This is a genomic window from Streptomyces sp. PCS3-D2 (genome assembly GCF_000612545.2).
In the GTDB taxonomy this organism is placed as follows: Bacteria; Actinomycetota; Actinomycetes; order Streptomycetales; family Streptomycetaceae; genus Streptomyces.
The window spans coordinates 6729141-6746305 of the sequence record NZ_CP097800.1 but is presented as its reverse complement, the minus strand read 5'-3'; the positions used below and the strand labels follow the sequence as shown (position 1 = coordinate 6746305).

The following is a 17165-nucleotide window of genomic DNA, read 5'->3' as shown; positions in this document are numbered from 1 at the left end:
AGGCTCCTTGCAGTACGGACGGAACGGTGGATCACAGGGTGCGGGTGGCGGCCCGGATGAGGGAGGTGACGGCGTCGGGCCTGCTGTACATCGGCAGGTGGGAGGTGGGGACCTCGGTGGTCCTTGAGCCCGCTCGTCGGGCCTGGAAGCGCTGGAGCTCGGGTGCGATGCCCCGGTCGCGCGTGGAGACGAGCGTCCAGGTGGGGAGGGTGTGCCAGACCGCGGCGGTGCAGCGGTCGGTGAACGCGGTCGCGGTGAGTGGGCGCTGGCCGGCGGCCAGGACGCGGGTGACAGAGCGCGGTGCGTCCTGGGCGAAGACGTCGTGGTACCGGTCGGGCCGGATGTAGAGATCAAGGCCGGGGGTGCCGTCGGGGGCGGGGGTGGGTACGGCGGTGAGGGCCGGTTCGAGCTGTGAGCCGGGGAAGCGGCCGGCGAGTTCGCCCAGGACCTCTCCGGCGTCCGGCATGAAGGCGGAGATGTAGACGGGAGCCTTGACATGGGGCGCGGTGGCGGCGGCCCGGGTGATGACGGCGCCGCCGTAGGAGTGCCCGGCCAGCACGATGGGGCCGGGGAGGGCGGCGAGGCGGGCAGCGAGATGTGCGGCGTCGTGGGCCAGGCAGCGGAGCGGATTGGGGACGGCGACCACCTCGTGGCCGTGGCGCTGGAGGCGTTCGGTGACGGGTTGCCAGCTGGAGGCGTCGGCGAAGGCGCCGTGGACGAGCACGATGGTCCGCCCGGTGCCGCGCTCCGCCGTTTCATGCCCTGTGTTCGCGGCCGCGGCGGGGGAGGTCGCGGTCATCCCGAGGGTGCCGGCGGCCGCGGCGGTGGCACCGGCCAGCACGCTGCGTCGCGAGAGGGAGGAGTGCGGGGGCATCAAAGGCTGTCTCCTTGGAGGGGCGGGGTGGGCCGGTGCAGCAGTGCGCGGCCGGCCAGGCCGCTCAGTACGCCGACTGGAATGGCGGCCGCGGCTGCCCAGGCGGGCCAGGGCAGCAGGCCCAGGGCGTGGTCGGCCGAGTGGCGTCCGGGGCCGGTGAGTGCGAGGACGGAGGCTGTGATGACGAGGAACAGGGGCTACTCGTAGCCGTCCTTGGCCAGGCCGACGGTGGCGTTGATGACGGCGACGCGGTCGGTGCTCGCGGCGCCGAAGAACATCTGCGGCTGGTGGTCGACGAACAGCATCATCGCGTTGTCGGGGGTGAGCAGGTCCGGGCTGGGGCCGGCGTGCACGGAGTCGACGTCGAACGCGAAGTCGGTCATGAGGGGTCCTCTCGGTGGTCGGGCAGGGGAGGTGGTGGGTGGTCCGGGCGGTGTCACGGCCCGAAGCACGGGTCGTTCATCTGAGCGGGCTGTGCGGGAACGTCCCCGCGGGCCGCCCGCCAGCGCCGGTGCTCCTCGGACTCGGCGGCGGCCTCGGCCAGCAGGTCGGCCTGGCGGGCCCCGGGGACGGCGGGCGGCGGGGCGGTCTGGTAGCCGCCGTAGTGGGCGACCGGGCTCCACGCGGGGCTGACGGGCGGTATCTCCTCGTCGAGGCCCTCGTAGGTGTCGGCGGCGTGGACGATCCGTCCGCCGGCCACCGTCAGCACGGACTCGATGTACGGGATGTCCGCGGCGGGCACCATGAGGTAGTCCTGGGACAGGACAGCGAAGTCGGCGAACCGACCCTCGGCGAGGACGCCCTTGTCGGCGGCCTCGCCGGTGACGCGGGCACCGCCGACCGTGTACAGCTCCAGGGCCTGTTCGCGCGAGAGGAGCTCGTCGCCGGGACGGAGCGCGAGGCCGCCGACGGTGCGGCCGGTCACCAGCCAGTGCAGGGCGACCCAGGGGTTGTACGAGGAGACGCGGGTGGCGTCCGTTCCGGCGCCCACGGGGATGCCGAGCCTCAGCATGGCCGTGACCGGCGGCGCCGCGGCGGCGGCCTGGGCCCCGTACCGCTCGGCGAACGCGCGGCCCTGGAAGGACATCCGGTTCTGTACGCAGATGCCGCCGCCGAGTTCCGCGACGCGCTCCAGGCTCTGCTCGGAGACGGTCTCGGCGTGGTCGAAGAGCCAGCGGTTCCCGGCGGGGAAGAGCCCGTCGGCGGCGAGCTTGTCGAAGACGGCCAGGTCGCGGCGGATGGTCTCGTCGTAGGTGGCGTGGAGCCGGAATCCCCAGCCGTGTTCGGTCAGGAGGCGGACCGCCTGCTCGAACTCGGTCTCGTAGCCGGTCGCGAGTTCGGGCCGGGGCTCGGAGAAGTTCTCGAAGTCGGCGGCCGCCCAGGTGAGGTTCTCTCCCGCTCCGTTGAGCTTGAGCCAGGCGTCCCCGTCGCCGGGGCGGACGGTCGCGGTCCAGCGGCGCAGGTCGGCCAGCTCCTGGCCGGCGATCTGCGGGAAGAGGTGATAGCCGATGCGCACGCTGAGTTCGCCGTCGCGGGCGAGCTCGGTGACGGTGGCGTAGTTCTCCGGGAAGCTCTGGAAGCCGCCGGCGGCGTCCACGGCCGAGGTCAGGCCGAACCGGTTCAGCTCGCGCAGGAAGTGACGGGTGGAGGTCTTCCGCTCGGCCGGGTCGAGCGCGGGTGCCTCGGCCAGGGTGGAGTACAGGATCAGCACGCTGGGAGCGGCGAGCAGCAGCCCGTTGGGGGGGCCGTCGCGGTGCCGGACGATCTGCCCGCCCTGAGGATCCGGGCTGTCCCTGGTGAAGCCGGCGGCCCGGACTGCGGCGCGGTTGAGGATCGCGGACTGGTACAGGTGCAGCACGAACACCGGGGTGTCCGGCGCGGCGGCGGTCAGTTCCGTCGGGGTGGGCATCCGGCGTTCGGCGAACTGGTCCGCGCTCCAGCTGCCGACGACCCGGATCCACTGGCCCTTGGGGGTGCGCCCGGCCTGTTCGCGCAACATGGCCAGCGCCCGGCGCAGCGAGGTGACGCCGTCCCAGCGCAGCTCCAGGACGTAGTTGAGCCCGCCACGGATGACGTGCAGGTGGGAGTCGTTCAGACCGGGGACGACACGGCGGCCGAGCGCGTCGACGACCCGGGTGGCAGGTCCGACGAGGCCGGCGATGTCGCCGTCGTCGCCGAGAGCGGTGATCCGGCCGTCGCGGACGGCGAGCGCCGTCGCGGACGGCCGGGCGGGATCCTGGGTGTGTATCTTCCCGTTCCGCAGGACGAGTTCGGCGTGCCCTCCGTCCGGGGCGCTGTGGGCGGGAGTGATCCCGCCGACGGGCATGCTGGTCATGGCACTCGCTTTCGGTGGAGCCTCACGGCAGGGCAGGGGAAGTTCCGGTGTCCGCGCGTTCTGGCCAGGAAGGGACGGGTCAGACATCCCATGGCGCAGGGATGTCAAGCGGAGGTGGCGAGGGTTGCGTGGTGTGACCACGCGGTGGCCTCGTCGTAGGGGGTGCGGGTCTTGAGACACCCGTGGAGGATGCCGACGAGCCGGTTGCCGAGCTGGCGCAGGGCGGGGTTGTAGCCGGCGTCGCGAGCGCGTTGCTTGTCGTAGTAGCGCCGGGCGCCGGGCGAGGTGTTGATGGCGGAGAACGCCTGCCGGTGGAGGGCGTCGGCGAGGCGGTCGTTGCGCGCGTGGCGGGCGTGGACGGCGTGGGTCCTGCCGGAGGCGCGGGTGATCGGGCTGGTGCCCGCGTAGTTCTTGCGGGCCTTGGCGGAGGTGTAGCGGGTGGGGTCGTCCCCGAACTCGGCCAGCACCCGGGCGCCGGTGATCGCGCCGATGCCGGGCATCGACAGGTAGATCTCAGCGTCCGGGTGCGCGAGAAAATGCGCGCTCACCTGCTCTTCCATCGCAGCTATCTGTTCGTTCAGCGCGATCAGCAGGTTGGCGTGTGCGGTCGCCGCCGCGGCGTAGGCGGCGGCGACCGGTGCGGCGACACCGAGCTGCGGCTCGCGCAGGCCGGCCTGGATCGCGGCGGCCCTCTGGTCCCGGTTGCGGCGGCGGTGCCGGGCCAGGACGGCGGTGATCTGCTGCTTGGTCAGCTTCGCAGCCTGCTCGGGCGTCGGGGCCTTGAGCAGCAGTTCCAGTGCGTCGGTGCTGGTCAATTCCAGGGAGGCGTAGGCGGTCAGCGCGCCGGGGAAGTACTCGCGCAGCGTGTTGCGCAGGCGCTGGAAGGCGCGGGTGCGTTCCCAGATCAGGGTCTGGTGGGCGCGGGCGACGACCTTGATCGCCTGGGCCTGGTCGCTGTCTCCGGCGACCGGCCGCAGCTGGTCACCGTCGATGCGGACCATGTCCGCCAGCGCGTGGGCGTCTCCCTTGTCGCTCTTGGCCCCGGAGGTGCCGTACCGCTCCTTAAACCGCGCCGCCTGTCGGGGGTTGACCGCGTAGATGCGGTAGCCGGCTGCGATCAGCGCCTGCACCCAAGGCCCCCGATCGGTCTCGATCCCGACCATCACCTGGGCGGATTCCGGGTCTTCGCCACTGTGCCGGGCGACGAGGGTGTGAAGCTTCGCGATGCCCTCCACGCCTTCCGGTAGCCGCGCGGTGGCGAGCTTGCGGCCTGCCTCGTCTTGGATCTCGACATCGTGGTGGTCTTCGGCCCAGTCGTCGCCGATGAACAGCATCAGCACCCGCCCCCTCGCTCTCGTCCGATCATGACGTGCAGCCCGCGGAAGGCACGGCTCGCTCTCTAATGGATCAAGTGCTCACGCCCAACCACCGGGCGGGCACGCCATCCCATCAGCAGTCAGGCCTCCCGGCCGACCAACGGGGGCACGGTCTGACCACAGAACTCGCAATGGCTCGGAGGTACGGAGTGCTCACCCGCTGGCAGCTACGAACCGTAGTCTCCTACGGCCCGACGAGACCCATTAGAGGGTGCGCCGGACCCCGGCCTGGCGTTCGAGGTCGCGCAGCTGGACGGACAGACTGCCCTCGACGGCATGGTGGGCCGGCGCGCTGCGGCCGATCGGCAGCACCTGCCGGCCTCGCATGTCCTCCAGCATCAGCGCGAACGCCGCGTACAGGGCGACGGCGGCGAGGAGCAGGCCGAGTGCTCCGGAGAGGGTGCCCACCCACCCGGATCCGCTCAGGCCCGCGGCCGCCGCCACCGCGAACCGGGGCACGGCCACGGCCAGGACCAGCCACAACGCCCGCTTGCGGCCCGCCACCGACGCCATCAGCAACGCGAACAGCGCGAACACGGCGCTCAGGACCCCCAGGACCCGCGCCCCGTCCGGCGGGTCCAGCACCAGGGTCAGCGAGTTCGCCAGCCACAGCCCCGAGAAGCAGGCCATCAGGGTGGCCGCCGCCACGTCTCGGGCGCCCAGCGCGAACCAGCTCACCGTCAGCTGCAGAACGAACGCCGGCAGGATCGCCAGCCCGACGGCGCGGCGGGCGTCCTCGTCGAAGACGCCCAGCTGGAAGCAGCCGACGATGACCGAGGCGATCGCCACGGTGTAGAAGCCCAGTGGCATCGGGGAGGCGATCGGCCGCAGGTTGATCCGGGTCATGCGGCGCAGGTCGGCCTCGAAGTGCCGCCCGCCGCCGTACGGATCGTCCTCGGCGAGCGGCCGCGGGCCCGGCTCAGCCATCAGCCAGGGCCCGCCGCAGGGTGGCGGCGGCGAGGTCGATGGCCGACTGCGCGGCGTGGGTCTCGCGCAGCGCGTTGAGCATGACGAAGTCATGGATGATGCCCTGGTAGCGCACGGCGGTGACGGGCACGCCGGCGGCGCGCAGCCTGTTGGCGTACGCCTCCCCCTCGTCGCGCAGGACGTCGGCCTCGGCGGTGATGACCAGGGCCGGGGGCAGGCCGGTGAGCTGCTCGGTGGTGGCCCGCAGCGGGGAGGCGGTGATCCGGGCGCGGTCGGCCGGGTCGGTGGTGTACTGGTCCCAGAACCAATGCATGCCGTCGCGGCGGAGGAAGTACCCTTCGGCGAACTGGCGGTAGGAGCCGGTGTCGAAGCTCGCGTCGGTGACCGGGTAGAACAGGACCTGCTGGAGCAGGTCCAGGCCACCGCGCTCCTTGGCCATCAGGGTGAGCGCCGCGCTCATGTTGCCGCCGACCGAATCACCGGCCACCGCGATACGGGAGGCGTCCAGCCCGTGCCCGGCTCCGTCGGTGACGACCCAGCGGGCCACGGTCCAGTTCTGCTCGATGGCCACCGGGTAGCGGTGCTCGGGCGACAGGTCGTACTCGGGGAAGACGACGGCCGCCCCGGCCCCGACGGCGAGCTCCCGCACGAGCCGGTCGTGGGTATGGGCGTTGCCGAACACCCAGCCCGCGCCGTGGAGGTAGACGACGACCGGGAGCCGGCCCTCGGAGCCGGCCGGGCGCACGAGGCGGGCACGGACCTCGCCGGTCGGTCCGCCCGGCACAGTCACCCACTCCTCGTCGACCGCCGGCAGCTGGACCGGGCCGGACTGGACTTCGTCGACGGTCTTGCGGCCCTCGGCCGGCGGGATCTGGAAGAGGAACGGCGGCGTGGCCGTGGCCCGAGCGAAGTCGGCCGCGGGCTTCTCCAGGACCGGGGTGACGGGGGCGGGCGGGTGCGGGTCGGTCATGATCGGGCCTTCCTTCGAAGCGGACGGACGAGAGGGCGCGGTTGGCCCGAGGGTGCCGGGCCGCGCCGGTCCCCCGCTCCAGTGCTGCGGGGGCGGTCCGAAAACTAGAGGTGATCGGGACGGTCGTCGGTCCCGTACGTGCACGGATCTGGCCTGTGCGTGCACGATCCGACCACCGACGCCCGTGCCTCAGACTGAGACGGGCGCCAACGACTGCGCCGAGAGCGGGACTTCATGCTTCTGCTGGACCTGGACGGCTTCGCTCCGAAGGAGCGTCCGGACGCCTTTCACCACGCACTGACCGACACCTCCGTGCCGAACCAGGTGATCCACGAATCGCCCGAAACGGGGATCCGAGCCCGCTTCGAAGGCTGGCGCCTCGGTCCGCTGGACCTGTTCGACATGCGGAGCACCGGATTCGAGGTCCGGCGCACGGCCCGGCACGTCCGATGGCACCGCGAGCGGCCCGTCGTCTCGGTCTCGCTGCAGACCCGGGGCATCCACCGTGCCGAGAGCGCCGGCCGGCGCTACCTGCTGGGCCCGGACGACATCGCCGTCTTCCACGAACTCGCCCCCAGGCGCTACGGCTGGTCCGGCGAGGGGGCGTCGCGGGCCGTCACCATCGACATGGAGCATCTCGGCGTGCCGGTGGACACCGTCGTACGTGCCTCGGAACGCCTGCGGTCCAGTCCGCTGCACGACCTGGTCCTGGCCCACCTGCGCGCCCTGTGGAAGGACCCCGGCGGCCTGGAGACCGACCCCGCGGCCGCCGCCCTCGGCAACGCCACCACTGAGCTGGTACGGGCGCTGCTCACCTCGGCGGCACACGGCGAGGACGACCGGCGCGCCCGCACCGTCATGGACGACTCCCTCGTCCCCCGGATCATGGCCTACATCCGCCGCCATCTGACCGGACCCGTCCTCACCGCGGACCGCATCGCCCGCGCACACGCCGTCTCCCGGCGCCAGCTGTACACGGTTCTGGGCCGGGCCGGCATCCGGCTCGAGCAATGGGTCATCTCCGAACGGCTGGAGGCGGCGTGCCGGCCTCGACGAGGAGCCGAGCAGAGCGGCGCAAGATCGACTTTCGTGCCGCAGGCGCCCCCACAAGACTGGAGGACGCGATCTCCGACGGAAGACCGAGGTGCTCCCGGTGACGGAACCCGATGATGACGACCGCACCATCCGCGAGGTGACCGAACGCCTGGTGAAGGCGCACCCCCCGGCTGGACGCGCGTCTGGTCCACGACTCGGTGTGGACCGCCTACGAAGAACTCAGGTACGCCCGCGTGCGCACGTACCTGCCGGTCCTGATGGAGCGCCGAGCCCGGGACCTGCTGCCCGCAGACGACAGAGGGCTCGACACCTGACCCGCCGTCACGCAGGCCCTACGGGCTCCCGCGATGCCCCGTACCGCACGGGTCTGTTCCGCGAGCCGGTCGACACCTCGCACAACCCAGCCCACCGCCACTTCGCCGATCACCGGGCACTCGGCGCCGCAGCGGCCGAACGGTACGTGGAGAAGATGGGGACGCTGATGGCCCTCAGACCGTCACGGGCGGCGAAGCCTCCCCCCGGCCCGTGGCCGCGGCCCCAGACCCGGGGAAGGGTCCGGGCAGGGGGGAGGTCGTCGCAGCTGCCGGGACCGCCGCTCGCCTGCGGCCATCTCCGAGACGCAGGCGGGTGAGCACGCCGTCCCCCGAGCCGACCCGGACCGGGCCTGGCCCTGCTCCGGCACGCCCGAACGATCCTGAACGCCGTCGAGGCCGCCGAGCAGGAACTGGCACACGTGGACGCGGAATCGCGCACCGTACGGCTCGGGGTGTGTTCCCCAGCGCGGGGGCAGTACTGCTGCCCCCGCTCCTCGCCCGCCTCAAGGCCACCATCCCCGGCCTCACCGTTACCAACCGCGACGGCACCACCCCCGGTCTGCTCCGGGCCCTGCGCGCGGGCACCCTCGACCTTGCCCTGCTGACCTCCCGCCCGCCGCACCGGCCTGCGGGCGGCGAGTCGCCGCGGCTGCACATCGACGCGGTCGGGGACACCGAACTCCTCGTCGCCGCACCGGCCACCGGCCCGTTCGCAGCCCGGACCACCGCGCACGTCGACGAACTCGCCGAAACCCCCTGGATCGCCGCCCCGCCCTCGGACGCCGAACCTCAGCTCGGCGTCTGGCCCGGCCTGCCCGGACGGCCCCGCATCGCCCACACCACCAGCGACTGGCTGACCAGACTCCGGCTCGTTGCCTGCGGAGCCGGCGTGACCACCGCCCCGGCCCGCATGGCCCTGGTCCTTCCGGACGGCGTACGCCTGCTGCGCGTGGACGGCGCTCCCCCGGAGATCCGCCGGATCCTCCTCGCCCGCCGCCGGTCAGGACGCGGGGCAGCGCTCGTAGCGCTGGCCTTTCTCCTCATCGGACACGAGGTGCAGGTCACGACGGACCATGGTGATCCTGTCGCCCCAGCCCCGGCAAGCCCGTCCCATGCCCTGGTCGGTGTACTCGATCACGAGCACGTTCTCCCCGAAGGCGGCGACGTAGTCCGCGCAACCCCCTGCGGTGCGGGCACACCTACGCCCGGCTTGCGGCCGGCTTCGGCGTCGGCACCACCACCGCCTACCGGTACATCGCCGAGGCCGTCGAGGTCCTGGCCGCACTCGCCCCGGACCTGGTGAGTGCGGTCAAGGCCGCATCCCACAAGGCGTTCGTGATCCTCGACGGTACGCTGCTGGCGATCGACGCCGACCGCCCGTTCATTCCGGGAAGCACAAGAAGCACGGCATGAACGTGCAGGTCCTCGCAGACCCGTTCGGCCGCCTGCTGTGGGCCTCGCCCGCTCTGCCCGGCGCCGTCCACGACATCAAGGCGGCCCGCAGCCATGGCATCATCGATGCCCTTACCGTCGTCGGCCTGGCCTGCTGGGCCGACAAGGGCTACCAGGGCGCTGGCGGCACCGTCCGGGTGCCCTTCCGCGGCCGGTGGGAGCGACTGTCCGCAGGTCAGCAAGCCGTCAACATCGCCCACGCGCGCATCCGGGCCCTGGGCGAGCAGGCCATGGCCACCCCGAAAACCTGGCGCCTGCTACGCAAGCTCCGCTGCAGCACCAACAGCATCACCCGGCTCGTCCAGGCGATCCTCGCCCTGCACCGGAACTGCACAAACTGAGGTAGGCCGTCGTCCTTCACCACGCCTCGACCCGAGGATAGAAAAGACTCCATGAGTTTCGACATTTTCGTGTGCCGGTTCGAGAACGGTGAGCCGACACAGTTGGACATGAGTGCTGCGCACGAGGTCTTCGATCCTTACGTGGTGGCACGGGACCCCCAGACGAACTTCCTGCATGTGCGTACGGCGGATATGGAGGAGGCGGATGTGTTCTCCAGCCCGGACAACATCACCTTCAACCGCTTCGGAGGCGGCGGAATCATGGACCTCCTGGCCGCCCTGCTGCGCCGACTGGACGCCGTGCTCGTCGTCCCTGGCGGACCAACCATGATTCAGCGGGAAGAAGACCGCGACCTTCTGCCTGCCGCTCTCAGGGACGAGTGGCCCGTCATCGTGGCCCGCACGGGCGCGGAGATCGATCGGGCGATCCGCGCTTCCTGAACGAACGGACGAGGGGCCCCTTCCTGGTGCAGGCCCCCGGGGCCGGCCTCGTGAAGACCGCGCTCGTCCTTCACCACGCCTCGACCTGAGGTTGGAAAAGGCTCAGTATGTGCTCCGTGTCGGCAACCTGATCACCGCCCACCAAACCGACCCGACCATGACCTTCGAAGAGGCCGTCGCCTCAGTCCCCGCCGACAAGCTGCTGGGCGGCACGCTGCACGGCCTGGCCGCACACGCAATGGGCCGGACCATGGACATGGACACCCTGCACAAGGCCAGGCAGGCCCGAAACTGGATCGCCCATGAAGGCGCCTCAATCGGCGCCATCTGGTGCGTGGACCACGACCTCATCCTTCGGCACGCCGTCAAGCTGCGCGCCGCCGTGACGGATCTCGCGCCCGGCGACAACATCATCTCGCAGTGGTGCCACGGCCTGGCTGAACCGCACGACCCGCCGCCGACGGACTGGATCAACGGGTACCCCGATGCTGTCGACAACTGGGCCTTCGGTCATCTCCGTGGTCTGCTGCCCGAGCCAGCTTCGAGCCTCGCCAGCTCAGAGTGACGGCGCAGATCGGTGGTCACTCGTCTTCATCCTCGGTCAGGTGCTCCATAAGTCGCTCCAGGGTCTCCCCTGAAAGGGCTGGAGATCGTTGCAACCAGTGATCAAGCCACTGCGTTTCCGTCATCATGCCTGGTCAGCCACCTTCCACGTATACGGATTTTCATCAAAGTCCGCGCACGCCGCCTTCGGGGGATACAAGCAGTCCGGCATCGGCCGGGAGACCCACAAGATGATGCTGGACCACTACCAGCAGACGAAGAACCTGCTGGTCAGCTACTCGCCGAAGAAGCTCGGCTTCTTTTAGAGCCTGAAAGACGGCGACTGACCTGGGCTTTCGCCCGTCAGGCGCCGTCGGCGCGACCCGCTCGACACGGGTGCCAACTCTTTCTGTTCCTCCTCTCCCCCGATCGCGGTACGCGTCAGCCGGCCCGAAGACCGACCGCCAGCGTCAGCTCGAGGACCCGGTGTGGCGATGCGAGATCCGGAAACAGCTCCCGCAGCTGCGACATCCGGTACCGGACGGTCTGAGGATGGACGAACAACGCCGCCGCCACCTCGTCCCGCCTGCCGTGGTGAAGCAACCACGCCCGCAACGTCTCCTCCATCCGCCGTGCGGTCGCGACAGGCAAGGTCCGCAACGGTGCGAGGGCCCGGGCCCGCAGGTCTGCGAACGCGTCCGCGTCGGCGCTCAGCACCAGCTCGGGCAGGTGGTCCTCGGTGTCCCGGATATCCGGGGAGAGGGAGCGCGCGCGTGCGGCTCGTGCGTACGAGGCGGACGCACGGGTCCATGGCCGGGCCGGGCCCACCACGGCGGTGCGGTCGGTCAGCTGCCGCAAGAGGTGCGACCGGTCGGCATCGGGGACGAGCAGCACGCCGTAGGCGTCCGGCAGGTCGTCGAGGACGAGGGTGCCCGGGTCGAGCGTGCGGTAGGCGGGCCGGGTCTGGGCGGCGGGCAGCAGGACGGCGGTCAGCGTAACGGGGGGCTGCCACCCGGCCCGTTGAACAGCGGCCAGCAGCACATCCTGGCTCGCGCCGGCGAGGAGGTCGCGGGCCAGGTGTTCCAGGTGGCGCTCGTGGTCCCGGCCCCGGGCGGCCAGTTCGTCGGCGTGGCCCGCGGCGCTGGCGGCGGAGAGCTCGTCGATGTAGGCGAAGGTCAGCTCGGCGAACTTGGCGACCTCGGCGGCGGGCAGACCTGCGGGTACGGCACCCGCTGCCAGGCATCGCCAGGCCACGCGGGCGCCGACGCGGTAGGCACTGAGCAGGGCGTCCATCGAACGCCCGTCGCGCACCTCGCCCCGGCCCAGCTCGTAGGCCGCGTCACCGGCGTCGCCGCCCGTGGCGTTCCCGCTCGCGAGGTCCAGATAGTGCCCCAGGGCGGTGCGGACCGCTCGGCGGATGGTGACGCCCATGCGGCCCGAAAGGGCGTTGGCGTAGGGAGGGACCTCGTCGATGATCGCCTGGACGACCTCGTCGGCGGTGGTCGTCAGCGCGGCCCGGAGTGCGGTGACCGTTGTCGGGTCCAGAGCCGGTTCGGTGACCCTCCGGATCGGATGGCTCATGTCTTTTATTCCCTGCGAACAATTCAGCCGGCCAGATTTACGTCCTGCGGTCAGGACTTTACGCCGTGAGGCGCATCAAGCTGGGGTCATGACGAGTGCAGCCCTCCGCAGTAGGGCGTGGAAACTGCTGGAGATGGTCACGACGCCGCTGCTGCCGTCGGACTACCTCGACCTGGTCAGCCCGCTGCGTGCGGGCGCGGACCTGCGGGGGCGCATCGAGGCCGTGCACCCCGAGACGGGGGACGCCGCGACCATCGTGATCAGGCCGGGAAAGGGCTGGCGCGGTCACACGGCCGGCCAGTACGTGCGGATCGGGGTCGACGTCGACGGCAGGCGCCTGTGGCGCGCCTACTCCATCACCTCGCCGGCGAACCGCCGGGACGGCCGCGTCACGATCACCGTGAAGGCGATCCCGGACGGCAAGGTCAGCAACCACCTGGTCCGCAGGGCACAGCCGGGCACGCTGGTCCAGCTCGACCAGCCCACCGGCGACTTCGTACTGCCGCGGGCCCGGCCCGCCAAGGTGCTCTACCTGACGGCCGGCAGCGGCATCACGCCTGTGATGGGCATGCTGCGTGACACCGAGTTCGACGACGTCGTCATGGTCCACAGCGCGCCACGCCCACAGGACGTGATCTTCCGTGACGAACTGCACGACCTGGTCGCGGACGGGAAGCTGCAGCTCACCGAGGTGCACACGGACACGGACGGCGTGCTCGACATCACCCGTCTCGCCGAACTGGTACCCGACTGGGCCGAGCGCGAGACCTGGGCCTGCGGACCCGCGGGCCTGCTCGACGCCGCCGAGGAGTTCTGGAGCGAACACGGCGTCGCAGAGCGCCTGCACACCGAACGTTTCCGTGCCGCCCTCGTCGTCGCCGGTGACGGCGGCGAGGTCACCTTCAGCGCCACCGGCAAGACCGTCGAGGCGGACGGCGCCACGCCGCTGCTGGACGTCGGCGAGGAGGCCGGCGTGCTCATGCCGTCCGGGTGCCGCATGGGCATCTGCTTCGGCTGCGTCACGCCGCTCAAGGCGGGCGCCGTCCGCGACCTGCGCACCGGCGAGATCACCGAGGCCGAGCCGGGCGTCCTCATCCAGACCTGCGTGTCCGCCGCGGCGGGCCCCTGTGACATCGAACGGTAGGAGCACCTTGACCGCCATCGACCCCACCGCCCACCTGACCGCGGAGCAGATCGAGGAGCTCGGCCGCGAGCTGGACGCGATCCGCGACGAGGTGATCGCCGGCCGGGGCGAGAAGGACGCCGCCTACATCCGCAAGGTCATCTCGGCGCAGCGCAAGCTGGAGCTGGTCAGCAGGGGCGTGCTGCTGTTCTCCTTCTTCCCGCCCGCTTGGCTGATCGGCACGGCCGGACTGTCCGTGGCGAAGATCATGGACAACATGGAGATCGGGCACAACATCCTGCACGGCCAGTGGGACTGGATGCGGGACCCGAAGATCCATTCCACCACCTGGGAGTGGGATCACGTATCGCCGTCCGACCAGTGGAGGCATTCGCACAACGAGCTGCACCACACGTACACCAACGTGATCGGCAAGGACAACGACCTCGGCTACGGCATCATGCGCGTCGACGAGGACCAGAAGTGGCACCCGTTCCACCTCGGCCAGCCGTTGTGGAACTTCATCAACGCCTGCTTCTTCGAGTACGGCATCGCGGCGTACGACCTGGAGCTCGGCAAGAACCTGCACAAGCGCCGCCGCAAGGACCCGGAGTTCCGGGCGCGGGCCAGGGCCGTGGGCCGCAAGATCCGCAAGCAGGTGCTCAAGGACTACGTGATCCACCCGCTGCTGTCGGGCCCGTCCTTCCTCACCACGCTCGCCGCGACGTTCACAGCGAACCTGGTCCGCAACATCTGGTCCCACTCGGTGATCATGTGCGGGCACTTCCCCGAGGGCGTCCAGGTCTTCGAGCGCCGGTCGATCAAGGGCGAGACGCGCGGCCAGTGGTACCTGCGCCAGATGATGGGCTCGGCGAACATCAGCGGCAGCAGGGCCATGCACTTCATGACCGGCAACCTGTCGCACCAGATCGAGCACCACCTGTTCCCGGACCTGCCGAGCAACCGGTACGCCGAGGTCGCGGTGAAGGTGCGCGCGCTGTTCGAGAAGTACGAGCTGGAGTACGTCACCGGGCCCCTGCCCAAGCAGGTGTTCTCCGCGTGGCACAAGGTCTTCCGGCTCTCGCTGCCGAACAAGAAGCCCAAGGTCGATGCGCCGGACCGCGAGCGGGAGCTCGTCGCTGCCTGACTTCCGGTATCGGTTCGGATCTTCCGGCCGTACCGCAGGCACCGCCGGCCAAGATCCGGACCATTTCCGGGCCAGCCCCTGTGAAAGCGAACTGACCGTACACCGTACGGCGTGAACCTTCGCGTACCCCCGGGAAGCAGCTCTCCCGGGGGTACGCGCGTCCCCGCACCTCCGGCTCAGGCCGTCGGGCGCGGGCACTCCGGCAGCGCCGGCCGCTCCTTGGTGCGCACGGCGGGCAGCCAGGCCACCGGGGGACCAGACCCGGAAGGGAGCCGGACGCGGAACCAGCGGGTGGACCACCGGGCCTCCTCGTCGACGATGGGCTGCCCGTCGGGGACCTGGCAGTCGGCGGCGAGCACATCGCCGTGCCACACCCTGGTCGGCACGACGTTGTCCGCCGTGTACGGCCGTACGGGATCGATCGCCAGCCCCAGGCTGCACCCGGGGTGCCGGTCGACCCGCTCGCGGCAACTCCGCTCCGCGTTGAACACCCGGATCGTGCCGGCCGTCGCGCCCAGGACGTCGGGCGGCACGGACCCGACCGGCCGCACCGCGTCCGAGCACAGGGCCGCGGCGGCGACCCCGCACATCGCGGTCGCGAGGACGGCGGCGCGGGCCCGGACCCGCTGACGCCCGCCGGCGGGCGTCTTCTGACGGCCGGCGATGCGGGCGAGCAGGCTCTCGGCGGTGTGCGGCGCCCGCGCCTCGTGGGTCGGGGCGAGACAGTCGGCGGCCAGCTCCCGCCAGAACGGCGGCACCGCGTGGTCCATCCGCAGCGGCGCCCGCCCCTCGCCGTACTCCTGGACCGCGGCGCCTCGCGCCACCGGCGTGGCGCCGGAGAACGGCGAACCGCCCGACGAGAACACCTCGTGGACGACGATGCCCAAGGCCCAGATGTCCGCGGTCGGCCTGATCCGGACGCCGAGTTCGCCGAGGGGCGCCCGCCAGCGCTCGGGCGGCAGATAGTCCAGGGTGCCCATCGGCGGGGCGTACCCGTGGGTCCCCGTGAGCTCGGTCGCGAGGCCGAAGTCCGACAGCTTCACCGAGCGGTCGGCACCCAGCAGGACGTTCTCCGGCTTGAGGTCGGCGTGGACCCAGCCCGACCGGTGGAGATGCGCGAGCCCCTCGCAGATTCCCGCGATCAGCGGTCCCCGGTCCGCCTCGGGCACCCCCGCGTCGAGGAGTTCGCGCAGGCTGCCGGAGGCCCGTTCCATCACGAGCACGATCGCGCCGTCCACGGCGGGCCGGTCGGGCGCCGCGAGCACGAACGAGCCGAGGAGACCGATCAGCCGGGGATGCCCGACCCTGCTCCCGAGCTCGACCTCGCGGCGGGCGGACTCCATGATCCTGCGCGCCTGCCGGGGTGCGAGTCCCGCGGTCGGCATGATCTTGAGCGCGACCTCGGCGGGGCCCGCGGGCCCGTCGGCCGGCCGCGCCGCGTAGACGGTGGACCACCCCCCGGACCCGATCAATTCGGAGACCACCCAGCCTCCCACCCGGTAGCCGGGCGGGAGTTCGTCCGTACGGTCGTGCCCCGCGATGCCTCCCGGGACGCCCGGGGAGGTCACGACGCGCCCTGCCGCTCCCGCCCGCCGGCCCCCGTCAGGGGCGGCAGCAGCGCGAGGTGCTCCTCACGCACGAGCCCGAACCGCAGGGCGAGCCCGACGATCTCCTCCCGCTTGCCGTTGCGGCGGTCCCCCTTGCCGGACTCCCCGGTGGCGGGGCCCGCGATGCGCAGCTTCTCCTCGGCCAGGTAGTCGATGTGCGAACTGACCGCCCGAGCGGTCAGCGTGCCGCACGTGACGTGCCCCCTGAGCCGCTCGACGATCTGCGGGGTGGTGGGCACCGCGACCCGGGACTGGTCCCGCAGACGCGGCTCGCAGAGCGCGACGAGAACGAGGAAGTACGTGGCCGTCTCGTCCAGGGAGTACGCGGTCACCGTGCTGTTCCCCCAGGGGACGTCCGTGGCCTCCGGGTCGAGGAACACATGGTCGGGGGCGAACACCTGGAAGGAGACGGTGGCGTCACCCCGGGTGGGCAGCACCACCCGGGAGAACTCGAACGGGATGGGCGCCCCGACCCGGCGCGGCGGAATCCTCAGGTACTCGCCCGCGCCCTCCGGGTTCTCCACCAGATAGCTGTGGCCGGCGCTGTAGTTCGTCAGCTGCCAGTGGTCCTGGGTCACCCGGATCTCCCCGGCGAGTCGCGAGATCGCCGGGTCGTCCAGGACCAGCTCGACGGGGACCGCGGCGGAGCCCCGTCCGAAGCGGGCCACCTCGCCCGGGCCGAGCCGGAGCGTCACCGCGTCCCCGCCCGGCTCGCCGCCGTCGGCGCCTCCCGTACCTCGCGGCAGATGGACGACTACGCCGCTCACCTGTTCCCCCGTTCCCCCGGCCGTACTCTCGGACGAACCGAACGATACTCATCCGTAGGGGGAGTTCACCGTCGCACTTTGGCCACCTCGTCCGGACGGGCCGCCCGGCGGCCGGAGCCGCCCGCCACGACGGTGCGCGGGGCGCCCCGGAGCCTCTCCCCCCGTGACTCCGTGCGACGCGGACCGCCGGGGACCTTCTCGCCGGCCCAGGTCATGTCGGCGCCGTGAAATGAGCCGCCATGTGGGACTGTTTCCGGTCCTCCGCCGAGCAGTTGGGACGTGGAGCGTGCACCGGGGAGAGCGGGAGACGG

Annotated in this window: 14 protein-coding genes and 4 pseudogenes; 9 read left to right on the top strand and 9 right to left on the bottom strand. The window is 71.5% G+C overall.

The window, feature by feature from the left end; translation table 11 throughout:
• Window positions 1-31 precede the first annotated feature (31 nt).
• The 6 genes and pseudogenes from AW27_RS30230 to AW27_RS30205 form a co-directional block, all read right to left on the bottom strand.
• Window positions 32-874 (bottom strand): alpha/beta hydrolase, encoded by an 843-nt coding sequence (locus AW27_RS30230; RefSeq protein WP_052031281.1) that lies wholly within the window; start codon window positions 872-874, stop codon window positions 32-34.
• 212 nt (window positions 875-1086) lie between these two features.
• Window positions 1087-1257, bottom strand: a pseudogene (locus tag AW27_RS30225) (hydrolase); the annotation flags it as partial.
• A 53-nt stretch (window positions 1258-1310) separates the two neighbouring features.
• On the bottom strand, window positions 1311-3209 hold the full coding sequence (locus tag AW27_RS30220; protein WP_037928773.1) for an amidohydrolase: 1899 nt from the start codon (window positions 3207-3209) through the stop codon (window positions 1311-1313).
• Between the two features lie 104 nt (window positions 3210-3313).
• Window positions 3314-4543 (bottom strand): IS110 family RNA-guided transposase, encoded by a 1230-nt coding sequence (locus AW27_RS30215; protein WP_304949952.1) that lies wholly within the window; start codon window positions 4541-4543, stop codon window positions 3314-3316.
• 246 nt (window positions 4544-4789) lie between these two features.
• Complete coding sequence (locus tag AW27_RS30210) at window positions 4790-5512, bottom strand: GPR1/FUN34/YaaH family transporter (protein ID WP_052031282.1); 723 nt, start codon at window positions 5510-5512, stop codon at window positions 4790-4792.
• The gene (locus tag AW27_RS30205; protein WP_037928774.1) at window positions 5505-6482 is read right to left on the bottom strand and encodes an alpha/beta hydrolase; all 978 of its coding nucleotides are present in this window, start codon (window positions 6480-6482) and stop codon (window positions 5505-5507) included. The genes AW27_RS30210 and AW27_RS30205 overlap by 8 nt, the downstream gene beginning before the upstream one ends.
• A 234-nt stretch (window positions 6483-6716) precedes the next feature.
• Between AW27_RS30205 and AW27_RS30200 the strand changes: the two genes are divergently transcribed.
• The 7 genes and pseudogenes from AW27_RS30200 to AW27_RS30175 all read left to right on the top strand — a co-directional run.
• Window positions 6717-7652: an AraC-like ligand-binding domain-containing protein gene (locus tag AW27_RS30200; RefSeq protein WP_078557041.1), complete on the top strand. Its 936-nt coding sequence runs from the start codon at window positions 6717-6719 to the stop codon at window positions 7650-7652.
• A 56-nt stretch (window positions 7653-7708) separates the two neighbouring features.
• Entirely contained in the window at window positions 7709-7852 is a 144-nt protein-coding gene (locus tag AW27_RS34485) for a three-helix bundle dimerization domain-containing protein (protein ID WP_370466715.1), read from the top strand.
• A 211-nt stretch (window positions 7853-8063) separates the two neighbouring features.
• Window positions 8064-8816: pseudogene (locus AW27_RS30195) on the top strand (LysR family transcriptional regulator substrate-binding protein); the annotation flags it as partial.
• Between the two features lie 164 nt (window positions 8817-8980).
• Window positions 8981-9645 (top strand): annotated as a pseudogene (locus AW27_RS30190) (transposase family protein); the annotation flags it as partial.
• Window positions 9646-9696: 51 nt separating this feature from the next.
• Window positions 9697-10086, top strand: a complete 390-nt coding sequence (locus AW27_RS30185; protein ID WP_037928777.1) for a hypothetical protein — start codon at window positions 9697-9699, stop codon at window positions 10084-10086.
• Window positions 10087-10195: 109 nt separating this feature from the next.
• The gene (locus AW27_RS30180) at window positions 10196-10651 is read left to right on the top strand and encodes a hypothetical protein (protein ID WP_037928779.1); all 456 of its coding nucleotides are present in this window, start codon (window positions 10196-10198) and stop codon (window positions 10649-10651) included.
• Between the two features lie 169 nt (window positions 10652-10820).
• Window positions 10821-10955, top strand: a pseudogene (locus AW27_RS30175) (aldehyde dehydrogenase family protein); the annotation flags it as partial.
• Between the two features lie 115 nt (window positions 10956-11070).
• On the opposite strand, the gene AW27_RS30170 reads toward AW27_RS30175, so the two are convergent.
• On the bottom strand, window positions 11071-12210 hold the full coding sequence (locus AW27_RS30170) for a PucR-like N-terminal domain-containing protein (RefSeq protein ID WP_037928783.1): 1140 nt from the start codon (window positions 12208-12210) through the stop codon (window positions 11071-11073).
• A gap of 133 nt (window positions 12211-12343) precedes the next feature.
• On the opposite strand from AW27_RS30170, the gene AW27_RS30165 reads away from it, so the two are divergent.
• Together AW27_RS30165 and AW27_RS30160 are read left to right on the top strand one after the other, a co-directional pair.
• Window positions 12344-13354 (top strand): ferredoxin reductase, encoded by a 1011-nt coding sequence (locus AW27_RS30165; protein WP_037928785.1) that lies wholly within the window; start codon window positions 12344-12346, stop codon window positions 13352-13354.
• Window positions 13355-13361: 7 nt separating this feature from the next.
• Entirely contained in the window at window positions 13362-14480 is a 1119-nt protein-coding gene (locus tag AW27_RS30160) for a fatty acid desaturase family protein (protein ID WP_037928787.1), read from the top strand.
• A gap of 176 nt (window positions 14481-14656) precedes the next feature.
• Here the strand turns inward: AW27_RS30160 and AW27_RS30155 are convergent, their stop codons facing one another.
• Both AW27_RS30155 and AW27_RS30150 read right to left on the bottom strand, forming a co-directional pair.
• Entirely contained in the window at window positions 14657-16048 is a 1392-nt protein-coding gene (locus AW27_RS30155) for a serine/threonine-protein kinase (protein WP_078557045.1), read from the bottom strand.
• Window positions 16045-16854, bottom strand: coding sequence for a serine/threonine protein kinase (locus tag AW27_RS30150; protein WP_172671409.1), 810 nt, complete (start codon window positions 16852-16854; stop codon window positions 16045-16047). Before AW27_RS30150 ends, AW27_RS30155 begins: the two co-directional genes overlap by 4 nt.
• Between the last annotated feature and the right edge of the window lie 311 nt (window positions 16855-17165).